Below are 13937 nucleotides of genomic sequence, written 5' to 3'. Positions count from 1 at the left end.
CGACCAAAATTATTAATTAACGTACTTGTTCTTCATTTACTGTTCGAACGGAATGTCGATAGCCTTCAATATGCTCTGGCTGTTTTTTCGGAATGACTAACCATAAAACCAGATAAACTAAAATTCCTGGAAAGGCCGCACTCATAACTGAGATCAAAACAAAAATGACACGTAGTAAAGTTACGTTCCAACCAAAACGTTCAGCAATACCACCCATTACACCGGCGATCATGCTGTGTCGGTTCGAGCGATATAAACCAGAACTGGCCATCTAATTCTCCTTAAAGATAAATAATTACAAGAAGCTATTGTGCTCTTGCTTAATAAAAATATGGAGGCGAAATAACGGGTTTAAAGTCCTCTCAAAAGTAAATTGGTTAAAATATGTAAAGGATTGGGATGAAGGAAACCAACATCAACTAAAATGCACCTTTTCAGGGCTTAAGGGTTTATTGCAGCAATTGGTTAATGCCTGAAATGAATATAAACATGGCGGTTGCTGTTATCTGTGAATAATGTATATGTCTTTGATGCGGTCTAGTTTTTTAGTTAAGTATTTAGTTATAGGGGCTATGATGTGCCTGACACTGAGTGCTTGCGATATAAACCATGCCAACTCAAAAGATCACTCTAGTGCGAGCTCTAATTCTACGCATGAAGAAAATCTAATAAAAAATAGTACATCTACAAAAACATTAGATTATGTGGCAGGGCGTACTTTTTTACCCGAAGAAAACTTAGATCAAGCTAAAAAATTAAGTGGAACCTTATTGCAATATGTAGGGCGATATCACACCCGAATTTCATGTGAGGATGCTTTTGCTGATTGTGAGTCGGGTGAAGCAGAATACATTTTAAATTTATTACCCAATGGATCGGCTTATTGGAATGTTATTCATTTTGGTCGCGTGGGAAGTAAAGATGGAGCTAAAAGTGCCGCTGTAAATGAATTATGTCCTTCTTTAAATTGGAAGGTGGATGAAAAAGAGCATGAGTTAACCATTCAATGTCCTTTATCTAAAGTTAATTTTTATTTTAATTTTGATTCAAACAAAAGATTGGTCATGAATCTAGAAAAACTGTTTTATAGCGATTATGGTAAAAATCGTGAATTTTTAGAGCAAAACTATTTTGTTCCAAATCAGGCTTATGTATTAACTAAAGAATAAATATGACTTGAATAAAAAAGAGCGCAATATAAATTGCGCTCTTTTCGTTTCTCAATTTAAAGAATCATTAATAGTCGAAGCTAAAGTGTTCAACTGGTAATGATGTTAATGTGCGAGAGCTTGTCACCATCGACTCAGCATGACCTTGGGTACGTGGCAGCATACGGTCAAAGTAGAAGTCTGCAACTTTGATTTTAGCTTTATAGAATTCAGGCGTTTCTGCACCGTCACCTGCTTCAAGTTTTTCAGAAGCAATGACTGCTTGTTGCGCCCAGAAGTAAGCCATCATTACGTAACCTGAGAACATTAAAAAGTCTACAGAAGCAGAAGATACGATGTCACGGTCTTTACGTGCAGCAAGCATGATACGAACAGTTAATGTATTCCATTGAGCACAAAGCTTAGTTAAGTCCCAAGCAAAACGACGTAAGTATTTATTACGTGCGTGCGCAGCACAGAATTTTAAGATTTCAGCAGTGTAGTCACGAACCACTTTGCCTTTTGAGCTAAGCAATACTTTACGGCCAATCAAGTCAAGTGCTTGAATACCTGTTGTACCTTCATATAACGTTGAAATACGAGCATCACGAGCGATTTGTTCCATGCCCCATTCTTTGATGTAGCCGTGGCCGCCGTAAACTTGCATACCGTTATTTGCAGCTTCTAAACCAAGTTCAGTCAAGAAACCTTTTAAAATCGGGGTATAGAAACCAAGTTTGTCATCATAGTCTTCATAAGCAGCTTGGTCGCCACGTGTTAATGCATCTGTCATTTTGTCTGCAAGTTTTGCAGCATGATAGATCATTGAACGACCACCTTCAGCAATTGCTTTTTGAGTCAACAATAAGCGGCGTACGTCAGCATGATGAATGATTGCGTCAGCAACTTTATCTGGATCTTTCTTACCAGAAAGCGCACGCATAGACATACGGTCTTTCGCATAAGGTAACGCACCTTGATAAGATAACTCAGCATGTGCAATACCTTGAACAGCAGTACCGATACGTGCTGTGTTCATGAAGGTAAACATTGCATGTAAGCCTTTGTTCACTTCACCTATTAAATAACCAGTTGCATTATCAAAGTTCAGCACCGCGGTAGCAGAGGCACGAATCCCCATTTTGTGTTCGATTGAACCACAAGCGACTGTATTACGCTCACCAACACCGCCATCAGCAGTAGGGATGAATTTAGGTACGATAAATAATGAAATACCACGAGTACCAGCAGGAGCATCTGGAAGACGTGCAAGTACGATGTGAATAATATTTTCAGTTAAGTCATGTTCACCGGCAGAAATGAAGATTTTTGTACCAGAGATTTTATAAGTGCCATCTGCTTGAGGTTCAGCTTTAGTTTTAACTTGTCCTAAGTCTGTACCACATTGAGGTTCGGTTAAGCACATTGTGCCGCTCCAAGTTCCTTCAACAAGTTTAGGCATATAGGTTTGTTTTTGCTCATCAGTACCGAATTGCAAGATAGTATTCATACAACCCGAACTTAAGCCAGGGTACATCGTAAATGACCAGTTTGCAGTACCCATCATTTCTGATTTAATCAGATTTAATGACATTGGTAGGCCTTGACCACCAAATTCTTCAGGATAAGAAAGACCTTGCCAACCGCCCATTACGAATTGGTCATAAGCTTCTTTAAAGCCTTTAGGTGTTCTCACTTCACCATTGTCAAAATGGCAACCTTCTTCATCACCAGGTTGGTTAAGTGGCGACAATACGTTTTCACAATAATCTGCCGCACCTTCAAGAATCATATCAACTGTATCTGGATCTGCATTTTCACCATTTGATAAAGTTTTATAGTGAGCAGGGTAATCTAATACTTCATTCATTAAGAAACGAATATCATGTAGCGGGGCTTTATATGCTGGCATGGCTTTAATCCTAATTTTGAATCATTGTGGGATTATCTGAATCGATGATTTGATTATTCACTCACCTGATAAAAATACAATGATAATCACATCCGAAAGAAATGTCAGAAAAGCGAATTTTGTCGAAAATAAATACACCCGAAAATACATTTTCTGCTACATTCAGGACTTATACTTTTATGTGAAAAAACAACTATTTTTTATTTTTAGCAAGTTTTGCTAAAAAGATAAAGCTATAAGGTTTTAAAAAAGGTTATGCATTTAAAATATCTCAGTTTATGTTTATTTAGTTTGGGTTTGACCGCATGTGCGCAGCATAACCTACGTCCATCAGTGGCATCTGCCAACTTAGATCAAAAAGTCATTCAGGGTATGAATGCGATGTATGAATACCCAAGCTATGACTACCGCGGGCATTTTAAAGTTAATGTTGATCCAAATCAGCCTAAGAAAGTCAGTACTGTAGAGAAAACGGCTCAGCTTGATGCTGGAGTGCAAAAAAAAGTAGATCAATATTTACGTGAACAAAAAACTAATTTGAATAAAAAACAGAAGCAGGCGCTTTATGCTGCAATTGCAAATGAGCAATCTGTTTCAGGTATATCTGACGAATCACGTTCAGAAAAAGTAAATGCCGTATTAATAAATTTATTAAATGACCTCCAATTTAGTTACGATGGCTCAGTTCATTACCGTCAAAAAATGGGGTCGTTAAATCTCACTGCAAGATATGAGAAACCGACCTTACTGGTACAGGCAAAATTGCCAATGGTACTTGATCTGAAAGACTATAAATTTTACGTTAATTATTTTGGATTAATGCCTTATCTAGTAAATAAAGACAATCAAAATAACTTGGCGTATGTCGATTTTTCAAAGTATAAAAATCTGTTTACAAACGTCGATATGAAGAAGTTTGTTGAATATGCAAAAGCTTCTAGCGCGGTATCTTATCGTTTGGCTGAACCACAAAATTTACAGCGTTTACCCATTACCGATGCTGACCGTAAAGCCGGAATTGTAGAAAAAATTCGTTTAAAAGATACGGTCGAAGAGTTATTGCTGCAATCGGAACTCTATGGTCAAGTCAATGAAAAATATTTGCAAAAAAATGTTTTAGGGTTTGATGACCAAAAGGTTGCCGAATCTATAGCAACTGAACTTGTTGCTTCTGAAGCTAAGAAAAAGGTGACTGGTGCTGAGGGGCAGAAGGTTTCTTCTGAAGATGCAGCGGCTGTCAGTCAGCAACTCTATTCACTTATTAATGCTCATTTTGGCAATACATTGGCTTCTGAGGAAGGTGATGAAGACCAAGCAAGCGCAGCTCAAGATGTGGCAGCAGCAGAAGCAGCCTCTGATTCAGCTCAAGCCGAAGACGTTGCTGTGACAAATGCTGAACCAACTGCACAAGATGAAGAAGTGGCTACACTTACAGAAGAGCAGTGTGTTGAATTACAGTCTCTTAAGAAACCAGTTGCCTTAGGTGATATTAATTACTGTCAAATTTACGGTATTAATGTGCTTGATCAGAGCGCTGTAAATACCGAAAAAACTCAGTTGAAAGCTCGTCAAGCTGCACTAAAACAAACTTTTGCTGCTTATGATCAAAACCAGTTTGTGAATGATGATGCATTTAAAGCTTTATGGTTAAAACATAAAGCCGAGATTGAGCAAGCTTTACCAAAACAAAGAAATCCAATTACGATTGATGTTGGACTTGATGAAAAAGGCCGTTTAGTTAACGCAGATTATGATGTTGCCTATACACCAGCCGAGTTTAATCATCGCTTTAATATTAAAATGGACATGCAAATTTTAAATTATGGTAAAGCCACTTCAATTGACCAGCAGCAGCTTAAACAAGCTAAATCAGTTGCTGAAGCAAGCAAAGGTTCGCTATTTGAAAACTTTGTAAAAGGCTTTAGTGAAAAACTTGGGCAGAGTGATGTTTCTGAACATCCAGTTGGCTTACATAGCGATGTACAAGATTTAGATTCTAGTCTGGCGCTGTTGGCTAACCAAACTTATGATGCAACACGTGCCTATGACAAAACGTATAAGGCTGTGTTTATTGCAAAATTGACTGCCGAAAAACCGTCATATATTAATTATTATTCAGTTCAACAGTTGCAAGAAATTGCTGAAGTTTATGCTTATTGGTTCTCTGAAGAAGAAACTTATAATCCTCAAGGTAAGGCTTTAGAGCGTATAGAAGCATTGCAGAAAAAGCATCATCTTGAGCAAGAAGAGCAATTTGATAATGATTTAGGTCGTGCTGTGGACCATATTGTGATTACGACGATACAAGGTGAGGCAGGGCGTGAAGCATGGCAAAAATTACAGAAACAATATAAGCAGCCTGAGCAGCTTTTCTCAAAGCAATATCAGTTAAAATTTGAACAACAAAATGGTGCTTCTGCTGAGGAAAAACAATTGTTGTCGCAAACAGCTGATATTTTAGGGAAGGCTTATGCTGCTGCGCGTAAACAGCAACTTACGGAAAAAACAATTCAGAATTTAAAACCTGAACATAATGAATTTATTGATTATGAGATTTTCCGCGATGTTTACCAGCAAATGGTTACAACTAAAAAGTAATAAATAATACAGTCAAAAAAAGAACCTACTTAAAGTAGGTTCTTTTTGCTTTATAGAAAATCTTTTAATTCAGGTCTCACACCATTCCATATATAGAAGGCTTCAATAGCCTGACCCACTAACATCCCAAAACCTTCCGCATAAGGCACATTGCGTTGTTTAGCTTGCTCAAGGAAACTAGACGGCTTGCCATAAGCCATTTCATAGGCATATTTGAGCTCTAAATTTTCAGGTAATTGTAATGCATCACCTGAAAGGCTTGCAGAAGTTGCATTAATTACAATATCAAATTTCCCTTCTAACTCACTTAGAGAAATTGCTTGTAATTGAGCTTGGGGAACTGCTGCTTTTAAGTCATCTACCAGCTGTTCAGCACGCACTAGAGTGCGGTTTGCAATCACAATTTTTTTAGCACCAGCCTGTACCAGTGGGTAAATAACACCACGAGTTGCACCGCCAGCCCCTAAAATTAAAATAGCTGTATTTTCTAGGTTCCAGTCTAAGGCTTGAATCGCGGCTACTAAGCCTTGGCCATCAGTATTATCGCCGTGCAATTTGCCATTCTGCATCCATAATGTATTCACCGCTTTCGCAATTTGAGCGCGTTCGGTTAGCACATCACACAAAGCAAAAGCTTGTTCTTTAAATGGTACGGTAACGTTCATACCACTTCCACCATTTGCAAAGAAACTACGCATACTCGGTTCAAAACCATCAAGAGGGGCAAGACGTTTTTGATAGTCGAGATCGACACCTGTTTTTTGAGCGAAAGCATGATGCAATTCAGGAGAGCGTGATTGTTCGATTGGGTTGCCAATTACTGCAAACTGTTTGGTCATTCTTATATCCAAAATTTTAAAATGGCATGAAGCAGTTAAAAACGTGTGCTGAATATTCAGCAGGCCTCACTATAAGCCAAATTGGAATAAGAAAAAATATTTGAATGAGGTTCAGAAAAGTGAAAATAAAAAAGGAGATTCTCTAGGGTGGAAGCCAAAGAATCTCCAAAAAGCAAAAAATTAAGCAACTTTTTCTTTTAGATTTAACCAGTCACGTGGTTTTAGGTAATAGTCAGTTAAACGTTTCTCTGGGGAATCTTCATCCCATTCTGGACGATACGACCAACCTGCAAGGTTCGGTAGGCTGACTAAAATAGATTCGATACGTCCACCTGTTTGTAAGCCAAACAATGTTCCGCGGTCATATACTAAGTTATATTCGACATATCTACCGCGACGGTAAATTTGGAACTCACGTTGAGCTTCGGTATAAGGCTGTTCACGATGTTTTTCAAAAATTGGCAGAATAGCATTTAAATAACCATTACCTACAGCTTGAATATATTTAAAGCAAGTTTCGAAATCCCAACCATTCAGATCATCAAAAAATAAACCACCGACACCGCGCTGTTCGTCGCGATGTTTTAAATAGAAATAATCATCACACCATTTTTTATGTTCAGCGTAGACATGGTCACCAAAAGGCTGGCATAGGTCATGTGCAGCTTGATGCCAATCGATAACATCTTGCTCATCTGGATAAAAAGGAGTTAAGTCAAAACCACCGCCAAACCACCAAATCGGATCTTGTCCTTCAGGTTGTGCAACGAATAAACGTACATTGGCATGAGAAGTTGGAATATTCGGGTTTTTAGGGTGAATCACTAACGAAACGCCAAGCGCTTGAGCTTTAGCGCCAGCAATTTGAGGGTGTCTTTCTGTAGCGGAAGCGGGCAGTTTACTAATGTTGATGTGAGAGAACATCACACCACCTTTTTCAATCACTGTACCATTTTGCAGTACGCGTGAACGTCCACCGCCACCTTCAGGACGTTCCCAATCATCAATAATAAATTCACTCGTACCGCCACCAGCTTTTTCTTGTTGTTCTAAACCAGCACATATACGGGCTTGTAAATCGAGGAGAAATTCGCGGACACGTTGAATATCTGTGGAAGTCGGATGTTGCATAATGACCCTCAAAGATGATTGAGATAGGAGATAGATACATCAAAACACAAAACCATAAAAAAAGTAAGGGATTTTTAAGAAATGTCTCAAAAATCCCTTGTGATTGCTTTTTTAATATTTATTTTTTTAAAAAATCATCTTTTTGGTAAAGGTGATCCATACGTTCACGTTTAGTTTTTAAATACTGTTCATTAAAAGGGTTACGTCCAACTGTTAATGGAACACGGTCAACAACATTAATTCCTTGATCTTTGAGTGCCTGAATTTTCAAAGGATTATTGGTAATTAATTTAACTTCTTTTACTTCTAAATGATCTAGCATGATGCTACACATGTCGTAACGACGTGCATCGGCAGGTAAATTTAAAAGTAAATTAGCATCTACGGTGTCATGACCTTGATCTTGTAAAGCATAGGCGCGAATTTTATTTGTAAGCCCAATACCACGACCTTCTTGACGTAAATATAAAATAACGCCTTGGCCTGCCTCGTTGATGAGCTTTTGAGTTGCCTGCAATTGAGGACCACAGTCGCATTTTAATGATGCAAAGGCATCACCTGTTAAACATTCTGAATGTACACGAACCAAAACAGGGCCTGTAGGGGGATTTTCTAACCCTTTAGAAAGTGCCACATGTTCTTCACCTGATACTGGATCTTGAAACACAGAAATATTGAATTCACCAAAAGCGGTCGGGAGTTTTGATGTTGCAATGAACTCTATAGGCACAGATTAACTCATCTTTTAACCGAAAACGGTTTAAAGTATAGCGTAATGCTGGGAGATTGGTCGAATTGTCATAATCATTTTGCACACTAAGGTTTTCTTTTTTGTATAAAGATGACGATAATAGTTGATAAATAGTCAGATTATTCAGGATAATCTGCCAACCATACCCATGATGTATGAGAGACTGCTTTGCATGACCTCGTTCGCAAATGTGGCTGATTGAAGGTGACTTCATTCGATTGTATGATCGACCCATTTTGACCCAGCTTAGGATTTGCCAGGCTTATAAAGGCTTTGCCACATATGTTGTATACCGAAATTCCAACTCAACGCCCTGTTACGCCATTGTTAGATGCAATTGATCATCCTCAACAATTACGTCAGCTCGAGCATAGCCAATTGGTTCAAGTGGCTGATGAGTTGCGTCAATATATTTTATATGCAGCAGGCCAGAGTGGTGGCCATTTCGGTGCTAATCTCGGCGTGGTTGAGCTGACGGTTGCGCTGCATTATTGCTTTAATACACCAAATGACCGATTAGTTTGGGATGTGGGACATCAGGCGTATCCGCATAAAGTCCTGACAGGTCGTCGTGAGCAAATGACCACGATTCGTTCTAAAAATGGTTTAGCAGCATTTCCAGCCAGAGAAGAATCAGTTTTTGATACATTCGGCGTAGGGCATTCATCAACAGCAATTTCAGCTGGTTTAGGAATGTCGTTAGCACGTCGCTATCAAAATGATCCATGTGAAGTCGTTTGTATTGTTGGTGATGGTGCAATGACAGCAGGTATGGCGTTTGAAGCCATGAACGACGCTGTTGCACATGATGCTGATTTAATTGTTGTGCTGAATGACAATGACATGTCAATTTCTTGTAGCACAGGCGGTTTTGCTAAACATTTAGCTGCAATTTGGGAAAAAGGCCATTTAGTAAATGTAGATGAACATGGTGAGGCTTACATTCAGCCACATCCAAAATGGACCTATAACTCTCGTTTACATCAATCGGCAACAGATGCGGCAGACAATTTATTTAAAGCGATTGGTTTTGATTATTTTGGCCCATTCGATGGCCATGACGTAAATCAACTGGCCCAAGTATTTAATGCTCTCAAGAAGCGTAAAGGCCCACGTTTAGTCCACGTCTATACTAAAAAAGGTAAAGGTTTCACTCCGGCAGAAGCGGATCCGATTACCTACCATGCAATTAGCAAAATTAATGCAGTCTCGGCAGGTAAAACACCACCTAAATATTCTGATGTATTTGGTCAGTGGTTATGTGATGAAGCGGCACAAGATGAGCGTCTACTTGCGATCACACCAGCAATGTGTGAAGGCTCAGGTATGGTTCAGTTTGCTAAAGAATTTCCGCAGAGATTTTTTGATGTTGCAATTGCTGAACAGCATGCGGTAACACTTGCAGCAGGAATGGCTTGTGAAGGCTTAAAACCTGTTGTTGCAATCTATTCAACGTTTTTACAGCGTGGTTACGATCAGCTTATTCACGATGTTGCATTGCAAAACCTTGATGTGACTTTCGGAATTGACCGTGCAGGTTTGGTTGGTGAAGATGGTCCAACTCATGCAGGTGCATATGATTATGCATACATGCGTACAGTGCCAAACATGGTCATCATGGCACCAAAAGATGAAAATGAATGCCGTCAGATGCTTCATACAGCCTATGTCTATAATGGACCAGCGGCAGTACGTTACCCACGTGGCGCAGGTGTAGGTGTTGAAATTCAGCAAGAGTTGACTGCTATTGAGTTAGGAAAAGCTGAAATCGTTGCAGAAATTAAATCTGCTTGTGATGAACAGATTACAATTTTGGCATTTGGTAGCCGCGTTATGGTTGCCATAGAAGCTGCTGAACAATTTGCACAAAAACATGATGTGGGTGTGCGTGTTGTAAATATGCGTTTTGTGAAACCACTTGATGAAAAAATTATTCGTGATTTGGCTGAGCACACACATTTATTTGTCACTGTTGAAGAGCATGCCATTATGGGTGGTGCCGGAAGTGCGGTAAATGAGTTCATGGCGCAAGAACAAATTGTGAAACCTATCATTAATTTAGGCTTACCAGATTTGTTCTTACAACAGGCTTCACACGGACAAATGTTGCAAGACTGTGGTCTAGATGCAAAGGGTATTTTGAGCTCAATTGAGAAAGTTTGGATCAAGTTAAACCAGGTCGTTTAACCCTCAATAAAATTTTTGAAACATTTTCCCCCTAAAAGCGCATATATTTGCTAAAATATTTGCGCTTTTATGCATTATTCTTTGTCAAAATCTTCAAATTTGTCTAGTGGGTGTTCAATGGAACCTATGGTGGTTATGGCTGCGCGTGCGGCTCAAACAGTTGGTCAAGAGCTTTTAAAAGCGCATCAAAATCGTCATAAACTCGATTTACAAGTTGAAGAGAAAGGCATTGATGGCCCAGTAACACGTGTAGATCGTTATTTAGAACAGTTAGCGATTGATACGTTACGTAAAAGTTATAAAAACCATAGCTTCTTAGGTGAAGAGTTTGGTTTACAAGAAGGCAAAGGCCATGATGCAGAGTGGTGCTGGGTAATTGACCCGCTTGATGGCACACAAAACTTTATTAATGGTTTCCCTCATTTCTGTATTTCTATTGCAGTTCAGCATAAAGGTGTTACTCAACACGGCGTAATCTACGATCCAGTACGTGATGAGTTATTCTCTGCTAGTCGTGGTCGCGGTGCAGTTATGAATCAACGCCGTATTCGTGTAAATGTAAAAGATAGTTTAGAAAATACATTCTTAGCAGTAGGCCATCCTTACCGCGCTAAACGTGCTGGTGAAATCGTATCTTATGCAGAGCAGCATTTCGCATCATTATTAGCTGTTACTGAAGCTGGTGCACAAATCCGTCGTGGTGGTTCAGCTGCTCTAGATTTAGCGTATGTGGCTGCAGGTCGTTTTGATGGTTTCTTTGAGCTTGGTTTAAAGCCATGGGATATCGCTGCTGGTGAACTTATTCTTAAAGAAGCGGGCGGTGTAGTTGTTGACGCACGTGGTGGTAATAACTCACTTGAAAATGGTCAAGTACTCGCATGTTCGCTTAAACTGCTAAAACCTTTAATGCAAACAGTTGTTCCAGCTTGGGATAAAGCTGCAAAATAATTTGGTTCATTATTAATAAAACCCTCTGTAATCAGAGGGTTTTATGTTTTAAATAAAGATTAAAATTAAGTTAATTCAAGAAATATGCATAAAGTTGATTAAAAAAGGTGACTTTTAAATTATTTCTGCTATAATCCGCCAACGCACTTAAATTTCCGTTCATTACCTGAACATTCTGTTCTATTCATTGTAAGCGCACGCTGTCCATAGAGAGGACCATTACTTGCGCCCCAATCGCTCAGCGATTCTTCAGGTTCGGCCGTAATCAAGCGTGCGTTTAGTCCACATCGTCGTTACTCGGATTGCTGCTGAAAAAACGTTTCAGCTAATTTTGCTTTGCCGCTTTTTGCCGATGTCTATTTTTTTGTATTTATTAAAAATGGAGCACCCACAAGGGTGAAACTCTCTATGAGCAAAACTTTTGCCGAATTTTCTTTGCATGAAACCTTACAACAAGCGCTTGAAGGTTTAGGTTTTACTGCCCCGACTCCTGTGCAAGAACAAGCAATTCCTGCTGCTTTAGAAGGTAAAGACCTTCTTGTATCAAGCCAAACTGGCTCTGGTAAAACTGCTGCATTCTTACTCCCAACATTAAATGCTTTAGCTGGTCAAGAGACTGTTGTACCGTTCAAAGACCGTATGAAAGCAGTAACTCAACCGAATATCTTGGTAATTTCACCAACTCGTGAATTGGCTCAGCAAGTAAGTCAAGATGCAATTGCATTTGTACGTCACATGAAAGGTGTTCGTATTGCTGCCATTATGGGCGGTATGCCATTTGCAAAACAAATTCAACAATTAAAAGGCGCGCAAGTTGTTGTTGCAACACCTGGTCGTTTACTTGACTTGGTAAATCGTCGTCAAATTAAATTAGATCAAGTAGATGCTTTAATCGTTGATGAAGCGGACCGTATGCTTGACCTAGGTTTCTCTGAAGACTTAGAAGCAATTAGCGAATTAGCGGCTAACCGTAAACAAACATTAATGTTCTCTGCAACATTTGCTGACCGTATTATTCGTCTTGCATCATGCATGATGAAAGATCCTATGCGTATCGCAATTGAAACAGGTCATTCAACCAATACTGATATTACACAAACATTGCATTGGACTGATGGCTTCGAACATAAGAAAAAATTACTTACCCATTGGTTAAGTGATGAAAACTTAGATCAAGCTGTTGTTTTTGCTAGTACGCAAGAAGATACAGATATGTTGGCAGAAGAACTTGCTGAAGCAGGTCATTCTGTAGTTGCACTTCATGGTGCAATGCCACAAACAGTTCGTAACCGTCGTTTACGTAGTATTCGTGAAGGTCGTGCAAAAATCTTAGTTGCAACTGACGTTGCTGCTCGTGGTCTTGACGTTCCGACAATCTCTCACGTAATTAACTTCGGTCTTCCGATGAAGCATGAAGATTATGTACACCGTATTGGTCGTACTGGTCGTGCTGGTCGTACTGGTCAAGCAATTACTTTAGCGACTTATCGTGAACGCGGTAAGATTCGTGCACTTGAAGAATATTTAGAAGCGCGTTTAAGTGTTTCTGAAATTGAAGGCTTAGAGCCATCTCCACCTCCTGCTCGTTCAGGTCGTGATGGCGGTGGTCGTGGTCGTGGCGGTAATGGCGGTAGCCGTGATGGTCGTCGTGGTGGCGGCGGTTTCGGTGGCGGTCGTCGTTTTGAAGGCGAAAGCAACTTCAAACGCCGTGAAGGTGGTCGTGATGACCGTCCACGTCGTAGCTTCGATGATAAACCACGTGGTGAGCGTCCAGCATTTGGTGGTGAAGATCGTCCACGTCGCGAGTTCAATTCAGACCGTCCACGTCGTGAAGGTGGTTTTGAAGATCGTCCACGTCGTGAGTTCGGTTCAGATCGTCCACGTCGCGAAGGTGGTTTCAATGATAAACCGCGTTTTGACTCGAATGATGACAACCGTGGTAATCGCGTAGATTATAAACCACGTCGCGAAAGTGGTTTTGGTGACCGTCCAAAACGTAGCTTCGGGGGTGAAGATCGTCCACGTCGTAGTTTTGATGACAAACCACGTGGTGAGCGTCCAGCGTTTGGTGGTGAAGATCGTCCACGTCGTAGTTTTGATGACAAACCACGTGGTGAACGTCCAGCGTTCGGTGGTGAAGATCGTCCGCGTCGCGAGTTCAACTCAGATCGTCCACGTCGTGAAGGCGGTTTCAGCGATAAGCCACGTCGTAGCTTCGATGACAAACCACGTGGTGAACGTCCAGCGTTTGGTGAAGATCGTCCAAAACGTAGCTTTGGTGGTGAAGATCGTCCGCGTCGTAGTTTTGATGACAAACCGCCGCGTCGTAAATTCGACCGCTAATCAAAATTTAGTTTGAAAAAAAGGCCAGTAAAAATACTGGCCTTTTTTATTTTTCAGTTTTGTTATAAACTAAAAAAATG

10 protein-coding genes are annotated in these 13937 nt (G+C 40.0%); 5 read left to right on the top strand and 5 right to left on the bottom strand.

The annotated features are described in order from the left end of the window. Positions 1–16: 16 nt before the first annotated feature. Positions 17–271: a PspC domain-containing protein gene (locus QLG01_RS05785; protein ID WP_174746616.1), complete on the bottom strand. Its 255-nt coding sequence runs from the start codon at positions 269–271 to the stop codon at positions 17–19. Positions 272–521: 250 nt separating this feature from the next. Between QLG01_RS05785 and QLG01_RS05780 the strand changes: the two genes are divergently transcribed. Next, positions 522–1169 carry a hypothetical protein gene (locus tag QLG01_RS05780; RefSeq protein ID WP_282495999.1) on the top strand — a complete coding sequence of 216 codons (648 nt, stop codon included), beginning with the start codon at positions 522–524 and terminating at the stop codon, positions 1167–1169. Between the two features lie 67 nt (positions 1170–1236). On the opposite strand, the gene QLG01_RS05775 is transcribed toward QLG01_RS05780, so the two are convergent. Beyond that, on the bottom strand, positions 1237–3060 hold the full coding sequence (locus tag QLG01_RS05775) for an acyl-CoA dehydrogenase C-terminal domain-containing protein (protein WP_005301163.1): 1824 nt from the start codon (positions 3058–3060) through the stop codon (positions 1237–1239). 255 nt (positions 3061–3315) lie between these two features. Here QLG01_RS05775 and QLG01_RS05770 point away from each other — a divergent pair, with 255 nt between their 5' ends. Further along, positions 3316–5658: a hypothetical protein gene (locus tag QLG01_RS05770; protein ID WP_282495998.1), complete on the top strand. Its 2343-nt coding sequence runs from the start codon at positions 3316–3318 to the stop codon at positions 5656–5658. 50 nt (positions 5659–5708) lie between these two features. Here QLG01_RS05770 and aroE read toward each other — a convergent pair whose 3' ends face one another. The 3 genes from aroE to ribA form a co-directional block, all read right to left on the bottom strand. Next, positions 5709–6497 carry a shikimate dehydrogenase gene (gene aroE / locus QLG01_RS05765; RefSeq protein ID WP_282495997.1) on the bottom strand — a complete coding sequence of 263 codons (789 nt, stop codon included), beginning with the start codon at positions 6495–6497 and terminating at the stop codon, positions 5709–5711. Between the two features lie 180 nt (positions 6498–6677). Beyond that, positions 6678–7628, bottom strand: coding sequence for an oxygen-dependent coproporphyrinogen oxidase (hemF, locus tag QLG01_RS05760; RefSeq protein ID WP_199943434.1), 951 nt, complete (start codon positions 7626–7628; stop codon positions 6678–6680). 118 nt (positions 7629–7746) lie between these two features. Then, positions 7747–8358, bottom strand: a complete 612-nt coding sequence (ribA, locus tag QLG01_RS05755; protein WP_005301174.1) for a GTP cyclohydrolase II — start codon at positions 8356–8358, stop codon at positions 7747–7749. A gap of 303 nt (positions 8359–8661) precedes the next feature. On the opposite strand from ribA, the gene dxs reads away from it, so the two are divergent. The 3 genes from dxs (at position 8662) to QLG01_RS05740 (ending at position 13857) form a co-directional block, all read left to right on the top strand. After that, positions 8662–10566, top strand: a complete 1905-nt coding sequence (gene dxs, locus QLG01_RS05750; RefSeq protein ID WP_005301177.1) for a 1-deoxy-D-xylulose-5-phosphate synthase — start codon at positions 8662–8664, stop codon at positions 10564–10566. A 117-nt stretch (positions 10567–10683) separates the two neighbouring features. Continuing rightward, positions 10684–11514: an inositol monophosphatase family protein gene (locus QLG01_RS05745; protein WP_004789677.1), complete on the top strand. Its 831-nt coding sequence runs from the start codon at positions 10684–10686 to the stop codon at positions 11512–11514. A 408-nt stretch (positions 11515–11922) separates the two neighbouring features. Further along, entirely contained in the window at positions 11923–13857 is a 1935-nt protein-coding gene (locus QLG01_RS05740; protein ID WP_013196768.1) for a DEAD/DEAH box helicase, read from the top strand. Positions 13858–13937: the final 80 nt, after the last annotated feature.

The sequence above is a fragment of the Acinetobacter sp. V89_4 genome, assembly GCF_029967875.1.
Taxonomy (GTDB): domain Bacteria; phylum Pseudomonadota; class Gammaproteobacteria; order Pseudomonadales; family Moraxellaceae; genus Acinetobacter; species Acinetobacter oleivorans.
Note: the sequence above shows the minus strand (reverse complement) of the source record. Positions and strands in the feature narration are given on the sequence as shown.

Coding starts and splice junctions, on each gene's coding strand:
- QLG01_RS05785 (WP_174746616.1), bottom strand. CDS start 271: ATGGCCAGTTCTGGTTTATATCGCTCGAACCGACACAGCATGATCGCC.
- QLG01_RS05780 (WP_282495999.1), top strand. CDS start 522: ATGTCTTTGATGCGGTCTAGTTTTTTAGTTAAGTATTTAGTTATAGGG.
- QLG01_RS05775 (WP_005301163.1), bottom strand. CDS start 3,060: ATGCCAGCATATAAAGCCCCGCTACATGATATTCGTTTCTTAATGAAT.
- QLG01_RS05770 (WP_282495998.1), top strand. CDS start 3,316: ATGCATTTAAAATATCTCAGTTTATGTTTATTTAGTTTGGGTTTGACC.
- aroE (WP_282495997.1), bottom strand. CDS start 6,497: ATGACCAAACAGTTTGCAGTAATTGGCAACCCAATCGAACAATCACGC.
- hemF (WP_199943434.1), bottom strand. CDS start 7,628: ATGCAACATCCGACTTCCACAGATATTCAACGTGTCCGCGAATTTCTC.
- dxs (WP_005301177.1), top strand. CDS start 8,662: ATGTTGTATACCGAAATTCCAACTCAACGCCCTGTTACGCCATTGTTA.
- QLG01_RS05745 (WP_004789677.1), top strand. CDS start 10,684: ATGGAACCTATGGTGGTTATGGCTGCGCGTGCGGCTCAAACAGTTGGT.
- QLG01_RS05740 (WP_013196768.1), top strand. CDS start 11,923: ATGAGCAAAACTTTTGCCGAATTTTCTTTGCATGAAACCTTACAACAA.